The organism is Streptococcus oralis subsp. oralis, assembly GCF_000960035.1.
Classification (GTDB): domain Bacteria; phylum Bacillota; class Bacilli; order Lactobacillales; family Streptococcaceae; genus Streptococcus; species Streptococcus oralis_G.
Window position 1 is genome coordinate 109,086 of the sequence record NZ_JYGR01000005.1, and the last position, 23,700, is coordinate 132,785.

At 42.9% G+C, this 23,700-nt stretch carries 18 protein-coding genes and 1 pseudogene; 17 read left to right on the plus strand and 2 right to left on the minus strand.

Translation table 11 applies throughout. The features are described 5' to 3' along the window. The first annotated feature begins 174 nt into the window (after positions 1-174). Together TZ92_RS03685 and scrK are read left to right on the plus strand one after the other, a co-directional pair. A complete protein-coding gene (locus TZ92_RS03685; protein ID WP_033630285.1) occupies positions 175-2,061 on the plus strand; it encodes a sucrose-specific PTS transporter subunit IIBC in 1,887 nt (628 codons plus the stop codon). A gap of 158 nt (positions 2,062-2,219) precedes the next feature. After that, positions 2,220-3,107 (plus strand): fructokinase ScrK, encoded by an 888-nt coding sequence (gene scrK, locus TZ92_RS03690; protein ID WP_000164289.1) that lies wholly within the window; start codon positions 2,220-2,222, stop codon positions 3,105-3,107. A gap of 322 nt (positions 3,108-3,429) precedes the next feature. Here the strand turns inward: scrK and TZ92_RS03695 are convergent, their stop codons facing one another. After that, positions 3,430-4,047 carry a TVP38/TMEM64 family protein gene (locus tag TZ92_RS03695; protein WP_033630280.1) on the minus strand — a complete coding sequence of 206 codons (618 nt, stop codon included), beginning with the start codon at positions 4,045-4,047 and terminating at the stop codon, positions 3,430-3,432. 132 nt (positions 4,048-4,179) lie between these two features. On the opposite strand from TZ92_RS03695, the gene TZ92_RS03700 reads away from it, so the two are divergent. From TZ92_RS03700 to TZ92_RS03770, 15 genes and pseudogenes are all read left to right on the plus strand, one after another. Then, positions 4,180-6,813: a DEAD/DEAH box helicase family protein gene (locus tag TZ92_RS03700; RefSeq protein ID WP_033630279.1), complete on the plus strand. Its 2,634-nt coding sequence runs from the start codon at positions 4,180-4,182 to the stop codon at positions 6,811-6,813. A 50-nt stretch (positions 6,814-6,863) separates the two neighbouring features. Further along, the gene (locus tag TZ92_RS03705; RefSeq protein ID WP_045594799.1) at positions 6,864-8,027 is read left to right on the plus strand and encodes an AbiH family protein; all 1,164 of its coding nucleotides are present in this window, start codon (positions 6,864-6,866) and stop codon (positions 8,025-8,027) included. 158 nt (positions 8,028-8,185) lie between these two features. Beyond that, entirely contained in the window at positions 8,186-8,590 is a 405-nt protein-coding gene (locus TZ92_RS03710) for a YbgA family protein (protein WP_033630278.1), read from the plus strand. Beyond that, positions 8,574-8,939: a TIGR02328 family protein gene (locus tag TZ92_RS03715; protein WP_033630277.1), complete on the plus strand. Its 366-nt coding sequence runs from the start codon at positions 8,574-8,576 to the stop codon at positions 8,937-8,939. The genes TZ92_RS03710 and TZ92_RS03715 overlap by 17 nt, the downstream gene beginning before the upstream one ends. 184 nt (positions 8,940-9,123) lie before the next feature. Then, on the plus strand, positions 9,124-9,417 hold the full coding sequence (locus TZ92_RS03720; protein WP_000797751.1) for a helix-turn-helix domain-containing protein: 294 nt from the start codon (positions 9,124-9,126) through the stop codon (positions 9,415-9,417). Positions 9,418-9,677: 260 nt separating this feature from the next. Continuing rightward, a complete protein-coding gene (gene metE / locus TZ92_RS03725) occupies positions 9,678-11,927 on the plus strand; it encodes a 5-methyltetrahydropteroyltriglutamate--homocysteine S-methyltransferase (RefSeq protein ID WP_033630276.1) in 2,250 nt (749 codons plus the stop codon). A 94-nt stretch (positions 11,928-12,021) separates the two neighbouring features. After that, positions 12,022-12,888, plus strand: coding sequence for a methylenetetrahydrofolate reductase [NAD(P)H] (metF, locus tag TZ92_RS03730; RefSeq protein WP_002882688.1), 867 nt, complete (start codon positions 12,022-12,024; stop codon positions 12,886-12,888). 580 nt (positions 12,889-13,468) lie between these two features. Then, positions 13,469-15,682 carry a polyribonucleotide nucleotidyltransferase gene (gene pnp / locus TZ92_RS03735; RefSeq protein WP_033630275.1) on the plus strand — a complete coding sequence of 738 codons (2,214 nt, stop codon included), beginning with the start codon at positions 13,469-13,471 and terminating at the stop codon, positions 15,680-15,682. Positions 15,683-15,697: 15 nt separating this feature from the next. Further along, entirely contained in the window at positions 15,698-16,315 is a 618-nt protein-coding gene (gene cysE / locus TZ92_RS03740) for a serine O-acetyltransferase (RefSeq protein WP_000539961.1), read from the plus strand. A gap of 2 nt (positions 16,316-16,317) precedes the next feature. Further along, positions 16,318-16,580, plus strand: a pseudogene (locus tag TZ92_RS03745) (phosphorylase family protein); the annotation flags it as partial. Positions 16,581-16,588: 8 nt separating this feature from the next. After that, positions 16,589-17,110, plus strand: a complete 522-nt coding sequence (locus TZ92_RS03750; RefSeq protein WP_000301974.1) for a dihydrofolate reductase family protein — start codon at positions 16,589-16,591, stop codon at positions 17,108-17,110. Positions 17,111-17,127: 17 nt separating this feature from the next. Continuing rightward, positions 17,128-18,471, plus strand: coding sequence for a cysteine--tRNA ligase (cysS, locus tag TZ92_RS03755; protein ID WP_045594807.1), 1,344 nt, complete (start codon positions 17,128-17,130; stop codon positions 18,469-18,471). Next, positions 18,464-18,850 carry a Mini-ribonuclease 3 gene (locus tag TZ92_RS03760; RefSeq protein ID WP_033630273.1) on the plus strand — a complete coding sequence of 129 codons (387 nt, stop codon included), beginning with the start codon at positions 18,464-18,466 and terminating at the stop codon, positions 18,848-18,850. The genes cysS and TZ92_RS03760 overlap by 8 nt, the downstream gene beginning before the upstream one ends. A gap of 2 nt (positions 18,851-18,852) precedes the next feature. After that, positions 18,853-19,722, plus strand: a complete 870-nt coding sequence (locus TZ92_RS03765; RefSeq protein ID WP_033630272.1) for a helix-turn-helix domain-containing protein — start codon at positions 18,853-18,855, stop codon at positions 19,720-19,722. Positions 19,723-19,835: 113 nt separating this feature from the next. Next, positions 19,836-20,966, plus strand: a complete 1,131-nt coding sequence (locus TZ92_RS03770; protein WP_033630271.1) for an ABC transporter ATP-binding protein — start codon at positions 19,836-19,838, stop codon at positions 20,964-20,966. Between the two features lie 93 nt (positions 20,967-21,059). Here the strand turns inward: TZ92_RS03770 and TZ92_RS03775 are convergent, their stop codons facing one another. Next, entirely contained in the window at positions 21,060-23,435 is a 2,376-nt protein-coding gene (locus TZ92_RS03775; protein WP_033630270.1) for a bifunctional 2',3'-cyclic-nucleotide 2'-phosphodiesterase/3'-nucleotidase, read from the minus strand. Between the last annotated feature and the right edge of the window lie 265 nt (positions 23,436-23,700).

A 23,700-nucleotide genomic window follows, 5' to 3' on the forward strand; every position in this document is an offset into this window, starting at 1 on the left:
AGGAAAAAGAGAATAACCCTCAAAAACAAGCAAAAATAATCAGAGAAAAAAGAAAGGGAATAAAAATTTCTGCAAAACGCTTGACATATTTTAGAAACATGATAAAATAATAGTCGTAGGGCGAATAAAATCGCTTTCAAACAAGAACAAAATTTTATAAGGAGATTTTTGCAAATGAACAATCAGGATATTGCAAAAAAGGTCATCGAAGCCCTTGGCGGACGTGAAAATGTCAACAGTGTTGCCCACTGTGCGACTCGTCTACGTGTCATGGTCAAAGATGAAGGGAAAATCAAGAAGGAAGTGATTGAGAACTTGGATAAAGTTCAAGGGGCTTTCTTTAACTCAGGCCAATACCAAATCATCTTTGGTACTGGTACAGTAAACAAGATGTACGACGAAGTCGTTGCACTTGGTTTGCCAACATCTTCTAAAGAAGACATGAAAGCTGAAGCTGCTAAACAAGGAAACTGGTTCCAACGTGCTATCCGTACTTTCGGTGACGTCTTCGTGCCAATCATCCCAGTTATCGTAGCAACTGGTCTCTTCATGGGTCTTCGTGGTCTCATGAACGCTCTTGGAATGACACTTCCAGATGATGTGAAGATTTACTCAGAAATCCTTACAGATACAGCCTTCATCATCTTGCCAGGTTTGGTTGTATGGTCAACCTTCCGCGTATTCGGTGGTAACCCAGCTGTTGGTATCGTCCTTGGTATGATGCTGGTTTCTGGTTCGCTTCCAAACGCCTGGGCTGTAGCATCAGGTGGTGAAGTAACAGCTATGAACTTCTTTGGCTTCATTCCTGTTGTTGGTTTGCAAGGTTCCGTTCTTCCAGCCTTCATCATTGGGGTGGTCGGAGCCAAGTTTGAAAAAGCTCTCCGCAAAGTGGTTCCAGATGTCTTGGATCTCTTGGTGACACCGTTTGTGACACTTTTGGTCATGTCTATCCTTGGACTCTTTGTCATCGGACCAGTCTTCCACGTTGTTGAAAACTACATCCTTCTCGGAACAAAAGCAATTCTTGCTTTGCCATTTGGTCTTGGTGGTTTGGTCATCGGTGGGGTTCACCAATTGATTGTCGTATCAGGTGTGCACCACATCTTCAACTTGCTTGAAGTGCAATTGCTTGCTGCAGACCATGCCAACCCATTCAACGCCATCATCACCGCAGCGATGACAGCTCAAGGGGCTGCAACTGTTGCTGTTGGTGTTAAAACGAAGAATCCTAAACTGAAAACACTTGCTTTCCCAGCTGCTCTTTCTGCCTTCCTCGGTATTACAGAGCCTGCTATCTTCGGGGTGAACTTGCGCTTCCGTAAACCATTCTTCCTTTCATTGATCGCTGGTGCTATCGGTGGTGGATTGGCATCTATCCTTGGACTTGCTGGTACTGGTAATGGTATCACCATCATCCCTGGTACAATGTTGTATGTTGGTAACGGCCAATTGCTACAATACCTTCTTATGGTAGCTGTATCATTCGTTCTTGGTTTTGCCCTTACTTATATGTTCGGTTATGAGGATGAAAAAGAAGTTGCTTCTGAAGTAGCGACAGAACGTTTGGTCCAAGAAGAAACAACTGGTAACATTCCAGTGGCTCCTCAAAACGAAACAATCCAAACTCCAATCGTTGGGGACGTAGTTGCTCTTGAGAATGTTGATGATCCAGTCTTTTCAAGTGGTGCAATGGGACAAGGGATTGCTGTAAAACCAAGCCAAGGCGTGGTTTACGCACCAGCTGATGCAGAAGTATCGATCGCTTTTGCCACAGGACATGCTTACGGTTTGAAGACAGCAAACGGAGCTGAGATCTTGATCCACGTTGGTATCGATACGGTAACTATGAACGGTGAAGGCTTTGAACAAAAAGTTGCTCAAGGCGACAAGGTTAAAGCTGGTGACGTTCTTGGAACCTTTGACTCAAACAAAATCGCTGCTGCAGGTCTTGACGACACAACAATGGTTATCGTGACTAATACAGCAGACTACGCTTCTGTGACACCAGTCGCAAGCGGTTCAGTTGTCAAGGGTGACGCTATCATCGAAGTGAAAGCCTAGTCCTCTTCGAAAATCAAATCTAAAAACAAAGCGAACAAATATCATGTTTGTTCGTTTTTACTTGGATGGTAAGATTTACAGAGGAAAATCTAAAATATTGAGAAATCTAGCCCTTTAAAATGTGCTATAATAGAGAAAACAAAAATAAGAGGTTTATCATGACAAAATTATATGGAAGCTTAGAAGCGGGCGGTACAAAGTTTGTCTGTGCTGTCGGGGATGAAAATTTTAACGTTGTAGAAAAAACACAGTTTCCTACAACAACTCCTATCGAAACGATCGATAAAACCATCGAATTCTTTTCTAAATTCGATAATCTTGCAGGCCTTGCCATCGGTTCCTTCGGTCCTATAGATATCGATAAAAACTCAAAAACCTATGGCTTTATCACAACGACTCCAAAACCTCACTGGGCAAATGTAGACCTACTTGGTGCCCTTCGTCGTGCCCTCAACGTACCCATGTATTTCACCACTGACGTGAACAGCTCTGCCTATGGTGAAGTAGTTGCTCGTAACAATGCTGGTGGCCGTATCGAAAACTTGGTCTACTACACGATCGGTACAGGTATCGGTGCAGGTGTTATCCAACGTGGTGAGTTTATCGGTGGTGTGGGTCACCCTGAGATGGGTCACTACTATGTGGCTAAACACCCAATGGATGTGGAGAAAGAATTTAATGGCGTTTGTCCTTTCCATAAGGGTTGTTTGGAAGGCTTTGCGGCTGGACCAAGTCTAGAAGCTCGTACAGGTGTTCGTGGCGAAAACATCGAACTCAACAGCTCTGTCTGGGATGTTCAAGCCTACTATATCGCTCAGGCTGCGGTCAATGCTACAGTGACTTTCCGTCCAGATGTGATCGTCTTTGGTGGTGGCGTTATGGCCCAACAACACATGCTGGACCGTGTACGTGAGAAATTTACAGCTCTCCTCAACGGCTACCTACCAGTACCAGACGTACGTGACTACATTGTCACTCCAGCGGTTGCTGGAAATGGTTCTGCCACACTTGGGAACTTTGTCCTCGCTAAGAGTGTCGCAAAATAAAACAAACAAAAAATCCGCTTGGGCAACCAAACGGATTTTTTGTTTGAAGACAATTTTTTTGAGCCTTTCCTTAAGTGATGACGGACGGTAGCGACTTTCTTCGAAATTCCATACCTAAACTTTGAGCCTAATGTCTCAAAGTTTCCAAACACCTGAAACCATTAGATTTCAGGTGTTTTTATCACGGCGGAAAGGCTAGGTAAGTCCTCGATTCACTATCGAAAAGAGGCATGATTTCCATACCAAAGTATATTTAGTATCAGGCTATAGTCTATCTATGCTCTAAAAATCCGCTTGGGCTACCAAACGGATTTTTCTATTCTCAAAACATCTGCCAGAAGAAATCAATGATATAAGTCAAACCATAAGTGTAAACCACTAGGGTAAAGGGTTTGGTCAAAATGATAATAATCATATAGCGCTTGAAGGTCATCTTGGTCAATGCTGCCAGCATGCAGAGAAAGTCAGCTGGGCTAACTGGCCAGATCATCATAAAGATAAAGAAACGATCGAAACGATTGCCCTTATCTAGCCAACCGATATACTTGTCATAGGTACGCTTGCTGACGACGGACTGGACAAAGGCAGCTCCATAGAGACGCACCAGGTAAAAGATAATGGCACAGCCAATCACGATGCCGATATAGTTATAGATGGTTCCGATGATGTGGCCGTAAATAAAGACCCCAGCCACTGAGGTCAAAGCTCCCGGAATGATCGGAACAACGGTTTGTAGGATCTGTAAAAAGATAAAGAGTGGTGGCCCCCAAATCCCAGCTTGCTGGATAAAGGCTGATAGTGTTTCCTTGGACTGTAATACTCCAGTCTGATAGGCCCAAATACAGAAAATCAAGGTGCCGACTCCCCCGACGATAGATGAGATATTGATGACTTGCTGTAGAAGGGGAGAAACAGCTTTCATTTGCTTATCCTGTGACATGTAAACTCCTCGTAGATAGTATGATTCTACTATACCATATTTTATGGAGAAAAACTATTTGGATTATCTGACTGGAGAAATAAGTGTGGTAAAATGAGAATAAGAAAATGACAGTATAGAATGAGGGGTATCATGTTAGGTTTAAACTTTAAAGGAAGCTGGCGCCAATATCAAAAACAGGTCTTGGATCGTTTTCAGGACTATCAAGCAGACGGTCATGTTCATCTAGTGGCCGCTCCAGGGTCTGGAAAGACCACCATTGGTATCGAGCTAATCGCTCGTTTTGGCAACCCAGCCCTCATCTTAGTTCCGACTGTCACTATTCGTGAACAATGGGTAGATAGGATTCAAACAGCTTTTCTAGAGGATGGTCAGAGACTTTCAGACCTCGTTTCCCAAAACTTAAAGGAGATGAAGGCATTAACGATTGTGACCTATCAGGCTTTTCATAGCGCCATGAACCAATTGCAATCACAAGAAGATGGAGAAGCAGAGGATTTTGTGGGGTTTGATTTGCTTGCAAACCTAAGAGCTCAGAAAGTTGCGACTCTTTGTTTGGACGAATGCCACCACCTGCGCAATGAATGGTGGAAAAGTCTGGAAGCCTTTCGCAAGCAGTATGGACCGCTGAAACTCATCTCCCTGACAGCGACACCACCTTATGACAGCGATCCTGAACTCTGGGAACGCTATATCCGTATGTGTGGGGAAATCGACCAAGAAATCACGGTACCTGAACTAGTCAAGGAAGACACTCTTTGCCCTCATCAGGATTTTGTCTATATGTGTTCACCAACAGCTGAAGAGGCGGAACGTCTCAAACGGTTTGAGGAGACTAAGTGGGACTATATTCATCACCTTATAGTCGATCCTGATTTTCAAACATTTGTAGCAGGGTCTAAGGTCCTCAAAGGGGATATTTCATCTGATTCGCTCTTAGAAGATCCCAAGTACTTGTCTGCTATGTTGATTTATATGCATTCTCAGGGGTTAACGATTCCTCCCTCTTTACAAAATTTAATGGGAACCCAGAAGCTTCCAGCATTGACCTCCTACTGGCTGGAGACGCTGTTGCAGAGCATACTCTATCAGACACCAGATTGGTATGAGGATCCAGATGGATACAGGAAAAAGTTAGAGGGTGACTTGAAGGCGCGTGGGTTGGTGGAAAAACGTCAGGTTTATCTGGTTAAGTCTAAGGCTTCCGATCAGCTTTTAACCCAATCTCTAGGGAAGTTGTCTGCCATTGCCGATATCTTTTTGACGGAGTATGAGAGTCTAGGTCAGGAACTGAGACAGTTAGTACTAGCTGACTATATTCGCAAGGATTTTGCCACCTATCTGGGAGATAATCAGGCAACCATTTCTCAGTTGGGGGTACTCCCTTATTTTGAAAGCATTCGTCGAAAAGCTCAGGAGCAAGAGATCCCTGTATCTTTGGCTGTCTTGTCAGGTAGTGTCGTTATTTTGCCTACCGATGTGGCAGCAGAGTTGAAGGAGCTCTTGCCTCAGGTTCCTCTTAGTTTCTCATCTATTGGTCACTTGGATCCAAAAGATTATGTGCAAGTCGTTTTTCCGAGCTCAGCTAAGGGAATCGTGGCGGCGGTGACGGAGCTTTTTCAACGAGGGCGGATTCAAGTCCTAGTCGGAACCAAATCTCTCCTCGGAGAGGGTTGGGATGCTCCTTGTGTTAATTCCCTAATCCTCGGAAGCTTTGTGGGGAGCTTTATGCTGAGTAACCAGATGCGCGGGCGTGCCATTCGTATCTGGCCGGGGCATCCAGAAAAGACCAGCAACATCTGGCATCTGGTAGCCGTTCAAGCGCAAGCACTTATCACTCTTCCTGGTGAGGAGCCTAGACCAGAGAGCAATCAGGATCTGCAGACCTTGTCGCGACGGATGGAGCATTTTCTTGGATTGGCTTATAATCAGGAGAGTATTGAGACCGGTTTGGATCGTTTGGATTTTCCAAAGCCCCCTTTTAAGAAAAAGCAAATTAGTGAGTACAATGAGCGAGTTAAGAGTCTTTCCAAGGATCGAGCAGGCTTGAGAAAAAAATGGCAAGATGCTCTTGTCGTAGCGGATCAGTTCGAGATAGTTACACAAGTCGCAACTCAAAAACAGAAAATCCCAGTCATGCTCTTGCATGATGTATTAAAATGGGTTCGCATGTCATTGCTCTTGTTGGCAGTGGATTTGTTGGTCTTGCTATTTAGATTGAGATTGATCGGTGTTTGGTGGCTTACAGCAGCCTGTCTCCTCTTTTTGGTCTTTGCCTCTTGGCGCTATCTCCGCTATAAGAGTCCCTATAAACGCTTGCAGTCTCTGGGTGAGCAGATCCGAAAGGCTCTGCTAGATTCGGGGCATCTAACGGATGATCAATCCCGTGTTCAGGTAGAGGAGGACAAGGAAAACTACATGGTCTTTGCCTATCTCAAGGGAGGAAGCATGAGGGACAAGGAGCTGTTTGCACAGACTGTGGGAGAGTTCTTTGCTCCAGTGGACAATCAGCGCTATCTCTTGAAGGCAGAGAAAGTCCGACAAGGTCAGTCACCTTACTATGTCGTGCCTAGTCTTTTTGATAAGCGCAAGGAAGAAGCACAGAAATTCCTTGACTTTCTGAGGCCAACTATCGGACGCTATCACCTCGTCTACACACGAACAGAGGCCGGACGGAAAACCCTTCTCGAAGCTCGTATCAAAGCTCTCTCTAACAAAAATGATCGTACCTTGACTAAGAAGAAGGTTAAAAGCCGGTTGGAGTAGGGGAGGTAAAATATACCTCTCTAGAAAATAAAAAAGCAAAGGGAGAAAATATGGCAGATACAATTTTAATTTTAGGTAATGGCTTTGATATTGCAATGGGGCGAAAAACAAAGTATACAGATTTTATTGACTTTGAAAAACAATTATTTTCTAATCCAGATGAGGAGTTACTGAAGTTTTTAAAAGTTAAAAATATAAAGATTGAGAAATACAGGGATAATTTGTATTTGAGATTTATTAATGAAAATAAAGCTACTCTAGGAGATAATTGGTCTAATCTTGAAATCATGATTTCTCAACTTGCTGATGCAATAAAGTATTTTAAAGAAAATAATGATTTAATATTCAAAATTGCTACTACAGGACGAATTTGGTTATTGGAAGAAAAATTATTACAAGAAAAAAATTATAGGTCAAAATTATATATTTCAGATTTATTTTCTTCACTATTTCATGAAAAAGGTTGGAGTTCTTTAGAAAGAGAAGTTGCACTTGAAAAATTAAATAATAAATTTATTAGGCAACTTGATTTACTAATTGAACTATTAGAAATCTATCTGTCTTATTTAGATTCTCAAGATTTTAAGGATAGTAACTTTCAAGTAAAACCAACAGCTTTGGACGGGGTTCCAAGTTTAAAAAATTCCTATGTCCTAAATTTTAATTATACCAATACATCAGGTCATCTATTTGGGACCTCTGAGGAGAATACTCACTTCATACATGGTCAAATTAATTTAGGTAGACCCATTAATCAAATTAATACGATGGTCTTTGGGGTTGAGGATAAAGAAGATGATGTCAACAGTGATTTAATTCCTTACCAGAAATACTATCAACGAGTTGTTAAGGAAACTGGGAATCAATTTGAGATTTTTTTTAATTCTAAGTATTTTACAGTAAAGAAAAATATACCGAGTATAGTGACAAACACAATTAAATATAAAGTATCGAAAAATATCATTATTTTTGGACATTCAGTAGATCCCTTGGATAAGGAAATATTTCAAAAATGTTTTGCATTAGCAGAAAATGGAAAGTATGATTACCGATTTATTTTCACTTATTTTGATGAGCAAGCTAAACGTTCAATTATTAAGAATCTCGCAATCATTCTTGGTAAGGAAAAAATGATAGAGTTAACAGGGAAACGGAATGTTGTATTTGTAAAGAGTGATGATAAGGATGGTATGAAAGAAGTTTTACTACCTTAATGAAGTTAAGAATAGTATATAGCCCACTCGTCCTCCCTAGTTCGAGTGGTTTTTCTTGAAATATGATAAAATAAAAATAATAATACATTTTTTGAAAGAGATTAAAATACAACTTTGTTTCCATATTTCCTGGAAACTGATAGAAAGTAAGGAGAAACATGGAACAAACCAATCAAAAATCCCAATGCCAGCAACTCTGGGCTAGAAACAAATACCTCGTTTTGAGCCATTCCAGTAATATTTACAATGAGATTCGCCAATACTTGAAGAATGAAGAGGTGGAGGTAAGTCATGTTCAAGAACTGATTGACCGTGCTTGTCAAATCCCTGAGCATAGAGGTCAGGTTTGCAATGCCTTTCAGCATATTTGGGGCTATTTCAAAAAGAAAGCGACAGATGCTGAGCGAAAGGACTATATGCTCTTGCTGGATCGCTACCGCTTTGGTCAGGCTTCTAAGGAAGACTTAATCGCTAAGACGAGAGAGTTGCTTGAACGCTATCCCAATACCTACTTGCAACATTCGACTTTACTGAAAGGAGACTCCCATGAGACTTTGGCATGAGGCTTTGATTTCACAACTTCCCCGTCCTCAGCTCTTGGGACAACATCGAGAATGCTGCGCCTTGCGTGGTAATGGCTGGGGCAGAAAGCATGCGACGGTGGACTATGTCTTTACCCACTCGCCTTATCGTCTCTATGCCTATCATCGCTTGATCATGGAGGAGATGGCTGGCCGTGGCTACAATGTCAGTCCAGAATGGTTGGACAAGAACTATCGTGGCAAAATTTGCTCTCCCTATGAGGACTTGCTTGAGGAAAAGTTGGACAATCCCATCTATAGTGAGCATGACGCAGAATACTATGAAGATTGTCTGGCTAATCTTCGTGAGAAAGGGATTGAGCTGGAGTAAGAGTCAGGATTGGCTCCACATTATAACTCTTCTCGTAATTTTTTCGAATAATAAAAATGAGACCTTTAGAGTTTTCTAAGGTCTTCTTTTTATAAGTATTAGGATTTACTTTTAATAACTTTTAAGTTATAATTTAAAAAAGCCAAGCGTGAACTGAAGGACATAAAAGAAAGAGGGTTAAGTGATGAAGAATAGTGCCATTGGAAGTAATTGGAAGGATGTTCGGACAGAACTCTTTACCAAGGAGGAAATCCTTGAAAGCGATATGCGAGTGGCTATCATGAGTGAGTTAATTGAGGCTAGGCATGAGCAAGGTATCAGTCAGAAAAAGCTAGAGGAACTTAGTGGAGTAAGCCAACCTGTTATAGCTAGGATGGAGACAGGAAAGACCAGTCCTCAGTTGGATACGGTCTTAAAAGTTTTAGCCAGTTTAGGAAAGACACTAGCAGTCGTCCCACTTGAACAGGAAAAAAGTTGATTAAACTGACCTATAGTCTTTTCTAATAGCATGCCATAGTCACTTATAAGAATCGTCAATAGCTCGTTTGAGCATTCCAACTAAAATACAGCCATAAAACAAGCAATATAAAGGATTTGAGACGCTGGTCTCAAGTCTTTTTCTTTTGACCAAAAGAGCGATATAGTTTCAAACTATATCAAAGCCTAATTATTTACAATTATACAGACAGTTTCTTTTCTGTTAAGATAGTTTCAACAACAAATTTTGGAGGACACATCATGTCAACTACGATCATCGGTTTCCCTCGTTTGGGTGAATTCCGCGAATTAAAATTTACAACTGAAAAATACTTTAGAAAAGAAATCTCAGAAGAAGAACTCTTGGCTGCGGCTAAAGAATTGCGTGCTAAACACTGGAACATTGTCAAAGAAAAAGGCATCACTGAAATTCCATCAAATGACTTTTCTCACTATGACAACTTCCTTGATGCAGCTTTCCTTTTCAACGTGGTACCTGCTTCAGTTCAAAACTTGGACTTGTCTGACCTTGAGCGTTACTTTGCTTTGGGACGTGGTTACCAAGGAGAAAAAGGGGATGTTCGTGCCCTTCCGATGAAGAAATGGTTCAACACCAACTACCACTACATCGTTCCTAAATTTGAAAAAGACACTCAAGTAAAATTGGCTGGTCACAAGATCTTTGATGAGTTCCAAGAAGCCAAAGAACTTGGTCTCAACACTCGTCCTGTTCTTGTAGGTCCATTCACTTTCCTTCAATTGTCAGACTTTGAAGAAGGCGTGAAAGTAGAAGACTTTGTAGATAGCTTAGTAGCTGCTTACCAAGAAGTTTTTGCTAAATTGGCTGAACTTGGTGCGACTCGCATCCAACTCGACGAAGCGGCTCTTGTCAAAGACTTGATAGCTGAAGAAAAAGCTCTCTTCTTGAACCTCTACAACAAACTCTTGGCTGACAAAAAAGGTCTTGAAGTTTTGCTTCAAACTTACTTCGGTGACGTTCGTGACGTCTACTCTGACCTTGTGAACTTGCCAGTAGATGCCATCGGTCTTGACTTCGTTGAAGGTAAGAAAACTCTTGAACTCGTTAAAGGTGGCTTCCCTGCTGACAAGACTCTTTATGCAGGTATTGTCAATGGTAAAAACATCTGGCGCAACAACTACGAAAAGAGCTTGGCTGTTCTTGAGCAAATCCCAGCTGAAAACATCGTATTGACAAGCTCATGCTCGCTTCTTCATGTACCATTTACAACTGCTAACGAAGAATTTGAACCAGCTATCTTGAACCACTTTGCCTTTGCAGTTGAAAAATTAGAAGAACTTCGTGACTTGGATGCTATTCGCAATGGTCAAGGTGCAGAGGCTCTTGCAGCTAACAAAGAACTCTTTGCGACTGAGCGTGTGGGTGAAAATGCAGAACTTCGTGCGCGCATCGCTGGATTGACAGACGCTGACTACACTCGTTTGCCAGCCTTTGCTGAACGTGAAGCTATCCAAGAAGAAGCATTCAAACTTCCAGCTCTTCCAACAACAACGATCGGTTCATTCCCTCAAACTAAGGAAGTTCGTGCTAAACGTTTGGCCTTCCGTAAGGGTGAATTGTCACAAGAAGAATACGACGCTTTCCTTGCTGAAACCATCGACGAATGGATCAAATGGCAAGAAGAAGTTGGATTTGACGTGCTTGTACACGGTGAGTTCGAGCGTAACGACATGGTTGAGTACTTCGGTCAAAACTTGTCAGGTTACCTCTTCTCTAAGAATGGTTGGGTACAATCTTACGGTATGCGTGGGGTGAAACCACCAATCATCTGGGGTGATGTAACTCGTCTTAACCCTATCACTGTCAAATGGTCTAGCTACGCACAAAGCCGTACTGACAAACCTGTTAAAGGTATGTTGACAGGACCTGTTACCATCCTTAACTGGTCATTCCCACGTGAAGACATCTCTATCAAGGACTCAACTCTTCAAATCGCTCTTGCTATTAAGGATGAAGTGCTTGACCTTGAAGCTGCAGGTGTGAAAATCATCCAAATCGACGAGGCTGCTCTTCGTGAGAAATTGCCACTCCGTCGTAGCGACTGGTACGAAGACTATCTTGACTGGGCAATTCCTGCCTTCCGCTTGGTACACTCTACAGTTGCGCCAGATACGCAAATCCACACTCATATGTGTTACTCAGAATTTACAGATATCATCCCAGCTATCGACAACATGGATGCGGACGTTATTTCCTTTGAAGCAAGCCGTTCAAACCTTGAAATCTTGGACGAACTCAAAGCGAAAAACTTCCAAACAGAAGTGGGACCTGGGGTTTACGATATCCACTCACCTCGTGTACCAAATGAAGGCGAAATCGACCACACAATCGATGCTATTCTTGCCAAAGTACCAAGCAAGAAAGTTTGGATCAACCCTGACTGTGGTTTGAAAACACGCGGTATTCCAGAAACAAAAGAAAGCTTGATCCGCCTTGTCGAAGCAGCAAAAGCTGCGCGTGAGAAATTGTAAGATAGAATTTCTCTCTTGACACTGACTGATCAAGGAACTGCTGGGCCCTAGTTGGCTCAGCAATCATGAAATCAAAAAGAAAAGGATAATGACTATGTCACGCCAAACTCCGTCACTTTCATTTGAAGTGTTCCCTCCAAACCCAGCTGTGGGTAATGATAAAATTATTTCAGCCTTGCAGGATATGCGGGAGCTAACACCGCACTTTATCAGTGTGACTGCCAGCAATAATAAATTTAATATCAAGGAAACAACGGTTCGTTTGGCTGACTTTATCCAGAATGACTTGGCGATTCCAACTATTGCCCACTTGCCAGCTATCTATCTGACCAAGGACAAAGTTGCTGAAACCATTGCGGACTTGGATAAGGTTGGGGTACAGAAAATCTTGGCCTTGCGTGGTGATATTATCCCTGATGTGGAGCCACAAAAGGATTTCCGCTACGCAACGGATTTGATCGAGTTCATCAAGGAACAAGCCCCTCACTTTGATATTGTTGGTGCTTGCTACCCAGAGGGGCATCCTGACTCGCCAAACCAAATCTCAGATATTCAAAATCTCAAGAAGAAAGTGGATGCAGGCTGTTCAAGCCTTGTAACGCAACTTTTCTTTGACAATGAGCGTTTCTACGATTTCCAAGATAAGTGTACCTTGGCAGGGATTGATGTTCCTATTCATGCGGGAATCATGCCTATTCTTAACCGTAATCAAGCGCTTCGTCTCTTGAAGACTTGTGAGAATATCCACCTTCCACGTAAATTTAAGGCCATCTTAGACAAGTATGAGCATGACCCTGAGTCGCTCAGAGCAGCAGGACTTGCCTATGCAGTGGATCAGATTGTGGACTTGGTAACCCAGGATGTCGCAGGTGTGCATCTCTACACCATGAACAATGCTGAAACAGCAAAATACATCCACCAAGCAACCCATGCCTTGTTCAACCATCAGTCTTTAGGATAATAAAAAGCAAACCATTCTTCTCAGGTGAGGGGAATGGTTCCTTTTTAATAGAAAAGCCCGTACTTTTTAAGAAAAATATGATAAAATAGACTCTGTACGTACTTGATACAAAGATGAGGGTATTTAAGTTTTAAAGGCTTTGTCGATTCTCAATTTTATGACAGAAATTTTTTCATAATTTGTTCTTTTTAGCATTTAGTTGAAGCGATACGAACGTGTCAAATCGATGTTATTTGACGAGAGAGTTAGTAAAGCATTTAGCTAATCGCCTAATAGCGATTAGCGTGAAAGGATTAGATGCTTTAGCATCAAACCTTTCTAATGATTTGTATCTTGAAAGTTGAACACGGGCTAAATCCCTAGTGAAAAAGATAGATTTCCTGGTGTGTATCGCACACTGCGTCAATTTATGCTATCATGAGTAATTGAACCCGGCCGAAAAGCTGTGTAAAAAAGATAAACTGTCTTGTCTTCATCGAAGACTTCGCCAGTTTCCTATTTTTACTTTGCTTTTTGCGACCTTAGTATCTTGATCTTTGTAGGCAAGGCGTATAATTTCATCAATCCAAAGGGGATTAAAATGACAAAACAAGTGTTTCAAACGACTTTTGCGGGTCGTGAGTTAATCGTAGAGACTGGTCAGGTTGCTAAGCAAGCAAATGGCGCTGTTGTCGTGCGTTATGGTGAGTCAACTGTCTTGACTGCGGCCGTTATGTCTAAGAAAATGGCAACTGGGGATTTTTTCCCACTCCAAGTCAACTACGAAGAAAAAATGTATGCGGCTGGGAAGTTTCCTGGTGGCTTTATGAAACGTGAAGGACGTCCTTCAACGGATGCGACCTTGACAGCGCGTTTGATTGACCGTCCAATCCGTCCTATGTTTGCGGAAGGTTTCCGTAATGAAGTGCAAGTCATCAACACGGTGCTTTCTTACGATGAAAATGCCTCTGCTCCAATGGCAGCTATGTTTGGTTCATCATTGGCACTTTCTATCTCAGATATTCCGTTTGACGGACCTATTGCTGGGGTACAAGTGGGCTATGTTGACGGCCAAATCATTATCAACCCTACTCAAGAACAGGCAGAGCGTTCGCTTCTTGAATTGACAGTAGCTGGGACCAAACACGCTATCAACATGGTTGAGTCTGGTGCCAAAGAATTGTCAGAAGAAATCATGTTGGAAGCTCTTCTCAAAGGGCATGAAGCAGTCAAAGAATTGATTGCCTTCCAAGAAGAAATCGTTGCTGCGGTCGGTAAGGAAAAAGCAGAAGTGGAATTGCTTCATGTAGACGCTGAATTACAGGCTGAAATCATCGCAGCCTACAACAGCGACCTCCAAAAAGCGGTACAAGTAGAAGAAAAATTAGCTCGTGAAGCTGCAACTCAAGCAGTTAAAGACCAAGTAACCGCAGTTTACGAAGAAAAATATGCAGACCACGAAGAATTTGACCGTATCATGCGTGATGTGGCTGAAATCTTGGAACAAATGGAGCACGCTGAAGTGCGTCGTTTGATCACAGAAGACAAGGTGCGTCCTGACGGTCGTAAGGTCGATGAAATCCGTCCTTTGGATGCGGTTGTTGACTATCTTCCTCGTGTACATGGTTCTGGCCTTTTCACTCGTGGACAAACTCAAGCCCTTTCAGTTTTGACCTTGGCTCCGATGGGAGAAACTCAAATCATCGATGGTTTGGCCCCAGAGTACAAGAAGCGCTTTATGCACCACTATAACTTCCCGCAATACTCAGTAGGGGAAACTGGTCGTTATGGTGCACCAGGTCGTCGTGAAATTGGTCACGGTGCTCTTGGTGAGCGTGCCCTTGCTCAAGTCTTGCCAAGTTTGGAAGAATTCCCATATGCGATCCGCTTGGTAGCTGAAGTATTAGAATCAAACGGTTCTTCTTCTCAAGCTTCTATCTGTGCGGGAACGCTTGCCCTTATGGCTGGTGGTGTGCCAATCAAGGCGCCAGTAGCTGGTATTGCCATGGGTCTTATCTCAGATGGAAATAACTATACAGTATTGACAGATATCCAAGGTTTGGAAGACCACTTTGGAGATATGGACTTCAAGGTTGCCGGTACTCGTGAGGGGATTACAGCTCTTCAAATGGATATCAAGATCCAAGGAATTACTGCAGAAATCTTGACTGAAGCCCTTGCTCAAGCCAAGAAAGCGCGTTTTGAAATCCTTGATGTGATTGAAGCAACTATTCCAGAAGTTCGTCCAGAATTGGCTCCAACTGCTCCGAAAATTGATACCATTAAGATTGATGTTGATAAGATCAAGATTGTCATCGGTAAAGGTGGAGAAACGATTGACAAGATTATCGCTGAAACAGGCGTTAAGATTGATATCGACGAAGAAGGAAATGTATCTATCTACTCTAGTGACCAAGCTGCTATTAACCGTGCCAAAGAAATCATTGCTGGCTTGGTTCGTGAGGCTAAAGTAGATGAGGTTTACCATGCCAAGGTTGTTCGTATCGAGAAATTCGGTGCCTTTGTTAACCTCTTTGACAAGACAGACGCCCTCGTTCACATTTCGGAAATGGCTTGGACTCGTACCAACCGTGTCGAGGACTTGGTAGCTATCGGTGATGAAGTCGACGTTAAGGTTATCAAGATTGATGAAAAAGGCCGTATCGATGCCTCTATGAAAGTTCTTCTTCCTCGTCCCCCAAAACCTGAGCATGATGAAAAAGGCGAAAAGTCTGAGCGACCTCACCGTCCACGTCATCACAAGGACCACAAATCGAAGAAAGAATTTACAGAAACACCAAAAGATTCAGAATAAGAAAAGGAGAAATGTATGGGATGGTGGCGCGAAACCATTGATATCGTAAAAGAAAATGATCCAGCGGCACGCAACAGTTTGGAAGTTTTGCTGACTTATCCAGGTGTTAAGGCCTTAGCTGCCCACCGTCTCTCGCATTTTCTATGGAAGCACGGCTTCAAACTCCTAGCTCGGATGCACAGTCAGTTTTGGCGCTTTTGGACCCAAATCGAGATTCATCCGGGTGCCCAGATTGACTCAGGTGTTTTTATCGACCATGGTTCAGGTCTGGTGATTGGAGAGACGGCGATTGTTGAAAAAGGCGTTCTTCTCTATCACGGAGTAACACTTGGTGGGACAGGGAAGGATGTTGGCAAACGCCATCCGACTGTGCGTAAAGGAGCTCTCATATCAGCCCATGCCCAAGTCATCGGACCGGTAGAAATCGGTGAAAATGCCAAAGTCGGTGCTGCTGCAGTAGTTGTGGCAGACGTACCTAGTGATGTGACGGTTGTCGGTATTCCGGCTAAGATTGTTCGCGTTCATGGACAGAAGGATGAACCAACGATCCACGAAGTCGAAGAAAAACGGGAGTACTACGTCAATAAACTAGAGCAGGCTAGAGAAGCCAGTCACAGATCGTCGGGTTTGTAGAGAGTAGTAATGCCTTTTATCGAGAAACGCCTGATAAGGTCAAGCGTCGCTTGGCTGCTGGTGCACAAGTGTGGTGGACATGGAAGCTTCAGCTATCATGGCTTGGAGTCAATTTCGCAAGAGTAAAGTCTATCAGTTCTTCTACACAGCTGACTATGTGGAACATCATAACCGAACCTGGGATGCTCGCCATGAAGAGCGGACAGCTGATGCCATGACTTTTTTCACTATCGCTTTGATAATAGCAAAGGAACTAGAAAGGTAACTACAAGAATGGCAGTATATTTTTACGGCTGTATTACCATGGATGGCTACTTGGCAGACAGCCAGCACAGGATAGACTGGCTGCATCAGCTTGGTTCTGTAGAGGATACAGGCTATGATGACTTTTACAGACAAATGGATATCACCATCATGGGCAAGCGGACCTTTGAGGAAATCCAAGATTTACAAGATGTAGAAAGTTTTTATCAAGCTACGGAAAACTATGTCTTTACGCATGATAGGCACCTGCCTGTCAGCAATTACCAGCCAGTAGCTGGGGATGTGGTGGACTTTGTTCACCAGATTGACAAAGGTAAAAATGTCTTTGTGATTGGTGGTAATTCCTTGGTAGGACCGCTCTTGGATGCGGATCTTTTCGACCACCTCATTATTCAGATAGCGCCCCTTATCCTAGGAAAGGGAGTTCCCCTCTTTACTCAAGAGGAAGGGCAGCGCTTTTACCAACTGGATAGTCTCAGACAATTTGGCCCTTTTGCAGAGCTGGTTTTCAGCCGAAAAAGTCAGAAATAGAGAAGGGAGTGGACCGCATGATTAAAATTTACGACACAATGTCTCGTGATTTGCGAGAATTTGTACCTATTGAGGACGGCAAGGTTAAGATGTATGTCTGTGGGCCTACGGTCTACAACTATATCCACGTGGGGAATGCCCGTTCGACGGTGGCTTTTGATACCATTCGTCGTTATTTTGAATACCGTGGCTACGAAGTTGCCTATATTTCCAACTTTACGGATGTGGATGATAAGATTATCAATCGTGCCAAGGAAGAAGGCATCACGCCTCAGGAGGTTGCGGACAAGTACATCGCTGCCTTTCGTGAGGATGTGACGGCCTTGGGCGTGAAACCTGCGACTCGCCATCCGCGTGTAGTGGAGTTTATGGCGAACATTATCCGCTTTGTGGAAGACTTGATTGAAAAAGGCTTTGCCTACGAGAGTCAAGGAGATGTTTACTTCCGAGTGGAAAAATCCCACAATTACGCCAAATTGGCTAACAAAACCTTGGAAGATTTGGAGCTGGGTGCTTCAGGTCGTACCGATGAAGAAACAGCTCGCAAGGAAAATCCTGTAGACTTTGCCCTTTGGAAAGCTGCCAAACCAGGCGAGATTTCCTGGGATAGCCCTTGGGGACCTGGTCGTCCAGGCTGGCATATCGAATGTTCGGTCATGTCAACAGAAATTTTGGGCGATACTATTGATATCCACGGTGGGGGAGCCGATCTGGAGTTTCCTCACCATACCAATGAAATTGCCCAGTCAGAAGCAAAAACAGGCAAGACCTTTGCTAACTACTGGATGCACAATGGCTTTGTCAACATCGATAATGTCAAGATGTCTAAATCCTTGGGGAACTTTATAACCGTACACGATGCCCTTAAAACTCTTGATGGGCAAGTGTTGCGTTTCTTCTTTGCGACTCAGCATTACCGTAAGCCTATCAACTTTACGGAAAAAGCAGTGCGTGATGCAGAGACAAATCTCAAGTATCTAAAGAACACCTACGAGCAACCATTTTCTGGGACTGTAGATGCTCAAGAGTTACAGGACTTTAAAGATAAGTTTGTAGCTGCTATGGATGAGGATTTCAACTCCGCAAATGGTATCACAGTTGTCTTTGAAATGGCCAAATGGATCAACTCAGGAAACTATGATGCAAGTGTTAAGAAAGCTCTTGCGGATATGTTGGAGGTCTTTGGGATTGTCTTTGTTGAGGAAGTTTTGGATGCAGACATTGAAGCCTTAATCCAAAAACGCCAAGAAGCGCGTGCCAATCGTGACTTTGCGACAGCAGACCAAATCCGTGATCAATTAGCGGCTCAAGGAATTAAGCTCCTTGATACCAAGGATGGAGTGAGGTGGACTCGTGATTGATGTCAATCTCATTAACGGGATTGCGTTGGCTTTTGAGGGAGATGCAGTTTATTCCATGTATATCCGTCGCCATCTCATCCTTAAAGGCATGACCAAGCCCAACAAGCTCCACCAAGAGGCGACCAAGTATGTCTCAGCCAAGGCTCAGGCTCGCCTGATTGCCCTCATGTTGGAGGAGCAAGTCTTGACGGAAAAAGAAGAAGAAATCTATAAACGAGGCCGCAATACCAATAGTCACACAAAGGCTAAAAATGCGGATGTGGTGACCTACCGCATGTCTACTGGCTTTGAAGCGGTCATGGGCTATCTTCATCTGACTGAAAATATGGAGCGTCTAGAGACCTTGATTTCGTGGTGTATCCAAAAAGTGGAGGCGTAGAAATGCTTGCAAAAGAATTACAAGATTGGTTTCCTGAGGCTCAGATTTCAGATCAGCCGATAGAGAAATTAGGATATCTTACACTTCCTCTATCTTCTCAGCAGTGGATTTTACTGGAGGAAGCTGGGCTCAGTGAGCGTGAAAAGCAGCTGGTTGCCCTTTTGACTCAGCAGGAGCAGGCTCGTTCGCTCAATCCTTGGTATCCCTATCTGATCGAGGGGAAGGGGCAGGCGCCTCAAACTTTTAAAAAGATACAACTGGTTTATTGCCATCTTTCCTATTTCCAACAGGAAAATCTATCCTCTTGGCTAGACATGATGCAAACTCTCTTTCCCAACTGCCAGACAGTATTGCAGGTCGGAGTTCAGGACTATGTTTTTGTTCTCCAGCAAGATAAATACACTTCTGTTCGCTCAATCTTATCCGATACGATTGAGGCAGTAGAGTATGACTTTGGTCTTCGTCTATCTATCATGTTGGGGCAGGTCTGCTCTCAGACAGGCTATCAAGCCCTGTCAGACTTAATTAAAGCGGAGCGAGATTTGTTTAAGACATGGTGGCGTCAGGGTCACCAAGGTGTACACACCTTTTCCCAACTCTATCTTTGGAGTATGGGAGAAAGACTAGTAGACCTGAAGGTAATCAAGGAATGCTTGCACCAGATAATCTTGGATCAGGACCAGATTCAGGAAATCATTCTCTCTCTTTGGGAAAATAGTGCCGTCCTAACTAAAACAGCCCAGCAACTCTATCTACATCGCAATTCTCTCCAATACAAGATTGATAAATGGGAAGAATTGACAGGGCTTCAGTTGAAGGAATTGACCGACCTGACCTTGTGTTATCAGTTGATTTTACCAGATATTCTTTAAAGTTTTGTGCAAGTTGCACAGAACTTTTTAATTTTTTTGGTCACCTTGCCATAGAAAAGTAAAGCGTTTTCATTTATAATAAAACTATCAAAAGACAAAAGGAGTTCACCTCGATGGTAGAATTAAATCTTAAAAATATTTACAAAAAATATCCAAACAGCGAACACTATTCAGTTGAAGACTTCAACTTGGACATCAAAGACAAAGAATTTATCGTTTTCGTAGGTCCTTCAGGATGTGGTAAATCAACAACTCTTCGTATGATTGCTGGTCTTGAAGACATCACAGAAGGTACTGCATCTATCGATGGCGTGGTTGTCAACGACGTAGCTCCAAAAGACCGTGACATCGCCATGGTATTCCAAAACTACGCTCTTTACCCACACATGACTGTATATGACAACATGGCTTTCGGTTTGAAATTGCGTAAATACAGCAAGGAAGATATCGACAAGCGTGTTCAAGAAGCAGCAGCAATCCTTGGTTTGAAAGAATTCTTGGATCGTAAACCAGCTGACCTTTCTGGTGGTCAACGTCAACGTGTTGCCATGGGTCGTGCGATCGTCCGTGATGCAAAAGTGTTCTTGATGGACGAACCTTTGTCAAACTTGGATGCCAAACTTCGTGTATCTATGCGTGCTGAAATTGCGAAGATCCACCGTCGTATCGGAGCTACAACTATCTACGTAACCCACGACCAAACAGAAGCGATGACACTTGCAGACCGCATCGTTATCATGTCAGCTACTAAGAACCCTGCTGGTACAGGTACTATCGGACGTGTAGAACAAATCGGTACTCCTCAAGAAGTTTACAAAAATCCAGTTAACAAGTTCGTTGCAGGATTTATCGGAAGCCCAGCTATGAACTTCATCAACGTGAAATTGGTTGGTGGTGAAATTGTTTCTGACGGTTTCCGCTTGAAAGTGCCAGAAGGTGCTTTGAAAGTTCTTCGTGACAAAGGCTACGAAGGAAAAGAATTGATCTTCGGTATCCGTCCAGAAGATGTGAATGCAGAACCTGCTTTCCTTGAAACATTCCCAGAATCAGTTGTCAAAGCTTCTATCTCTGTATCAGAATTGCTTGGTTCAGAATCTCACCTTTACTGCCAAGTTGGTAAAGACGAATTTGTTGCCAAAGTGGATGCTCGTGACTACTTGCAAACAGGTGCAACAGTTGAACTTGGATTTGACTTGAACAAAGCACACTTCTTCGACGTAGAAACTGAAAAAACAGTCTACTAAGCAAATGAAATGTCAAAACACTACTAGAGAAATCTGGTAGTGTTTTTGGTGGTTAAAAAGAAGCAGGACGAGTCTCGTCTTGCTTCTATTGTGTTATTCTTCCTTTTTCTTGAGAGAAAGTCCAAGCCCCGCTAGAATGACACCTAGGAAGGTTAGGATAGACGTTTTCTCACCTGTATTTGGTAGGGTAGTAGCTACTGGATTATGAGCGCTTGGTAAAATAATAGTTTGCCCACCGTTTGAAAGAGTGATTGCATCGCCTTGATTTTGTCCCTGCGTATCTTGGACTTCGTGGTGATTTGTTTCTGCAGGTTCAGTCTTAGGCTCTACATAGAGAAGGCGGTATTCGCCGAACCCTTCTTGGTCGGAGCTAGCTAGATATTGAATGTCACCATCTGTGCCAACCAAGTCTTTGGCCTTATCAGCTGTCAAGAAGCGAACATCCAACCCTTTTATGCTATTTGTGAAGTGCCAGTTTTTATCTGCACTTGGGTTGATATTTTTTACATCGAGGATATAGTTGATGATAACCTGGCGATTTTCAAGTCCGAGGAGACGATTGAGGCTAGCATCACGAACGCCAGGGAATTTACCATTTGCGCGATAATTGTTGGTTACCACGATGAATTCCTGATCTGGACGGACATCTTTTCCTTGATATTTTAGATTGCGGACACGACTAGCATCTGGGTGGATCAACTTACCTTCGCGATCGTATTTATTTGGTTGGGTGACGTCATACTCATAGGTGACACCGTCAATCACATCAAAATTATAAGTACGGTAGCTTGGATTGATGAGCTGTTGCGCTTCTTTTTTAGTTGGATCAATCGTGTTGAACTGACCAGCAGACATTTCCAACCATTCTTTGAGTTGAGCTCCAGTGACTTTTAGGATGGCCGTGACATTGTCGTAGAGGTAGAGATCGGCTACATTTTTGATGGCGATTGGGCCAGCTGGAATATCTGTATAGGCAGTAGCATCTCCACGGGTTCCCGCCTTAAATGGTGCAGCAGCCGAGAGAATAGGAAGATCTCCTTCGGGAGTTCCTGCTAGTTCTTTCTTAGCATACCAGATTTGCGCGTTATTGACGATTTGGACAGATGGATCATCCTTGACAAGGGCAAAATAACTCGTGATCGGTGCAGTTGTTGTTCCGACTTGTTGGCGAACGTATTGGATGGTTCCTTCGTGGGCTGTTTTGGCAATTTCTTTGATTCGTTCATCAGCGTCTTTGGACTTAGTGTGAATCTTACGAATAGAGCCTTTGCTGTTGGCAACAGTCCATTTTCCGTTTTTGTAGATAAGGTTAAGGTCGATAATACCGAGGTGGTCCCCATATTTCCCAGCCATGGTTACAGGAGTACCATTAATCTTACCATTTACGCCATCAACACCAGCATATTTTTCATAAAAGCCAGTGCCATTTCCACTTGGAAATTCAGCGTGAGAATGCCCTGTTACAACTGCATCCACACCAGGTAGACTTGCAATTTGATAGCCTTCGTTTTCTTCCCCTTTTTCGTACTTATCATCTCCGATGCCTGAGTGAGAGAGTACAAGAGTGATGTCTGCACCTGCTTTGCGCATTTCTGGGATAATCTTTTGAATAGCTTCGACGGAGTCATTGACCTGAATCTTTCCTTCAAGGTTAGCCTTATCCCAGCTGAGAATTTGAGGAGGAACGATTCCAGTCACCCCAATTTTGACGGTCGTTTTGCGACCAGTTTTATCAACAAAGGTTTTGCTGATGATTTTATAGGGATCGTAGACATAAGCGCCTGTTTTAGGATCTACAACATTGGCGTTGACAATCGGCATTCCAGCTGTATCAATGACACGTTTGAGGTAGTCTAAACCATAGTTAAACTCATGATTTCCTAGTGTACCAGCTTCAAAATCCAGCTTTTGAAGGGCTGCATACATAGGGTGTTGTTCTCCTTCTTTGACCGGGTTAACGATGGCCTTGTAAGTTCCAAGTGGCGTTCCTTGGATGGTGTCTCCATTATCTACGAGAAGTGTATTGCTATTTTCTTTTTTAGCTTTCTCGATGAGAACAGCTGTCTTTGCTAGTCCAACGTTCTCAGCGGGTTTGTCTTGGTAATAATCATAGTTAACTAAATTGGTGTGAAGGTCAGTTGTTGCAAGTATGCGGACATCGACTTCCTGTCCTTCTGTTGGTTGAAGGGCTTTGTCGTCCGCAAGGCTTCCTTCTTTAGACGGTGTTGTTTCAGTGCTTGCTACTGGAGTAGCATTTTCATCTTGTTTAGCAGGGGCGTCCGTTTTTTCAGATGCCGTTGCCTTTTCATTTCCAGTAGCTACAACAGTTTTTTCTGATTGGTTTGCTACTGGTGTAGGTGTTGTGCTAGTATCTAGATTTGTAGCTTTTTCGTCTGCTTGTGCAGTAGAAGCTGCAAATACAGCTGCCGTCAGACCTAAAAGGGCTGCTTGTTTACGAAATGATGACATAAAAATCTCCTCAAAAATAGTTTCACTCTATTATACAGGATGGAAGGAAATCAATCAAGTTAAATACGAATGTTTTTATAAATTTCATTAAAAATGGTAAGAAATAGCTAGTTTGTTCATAAAATCCACTCATTAATCATAAAAGTAAATAGAAATAATAAAATCGTTTAAAGTTTATTGTTCTTTTTGAGATCCTTGTAAGGAATGGAGTAAATTATAGAACTGCAGAGCTTTTCTAGTTTTCATATCTTTAAAAAAGTGATAA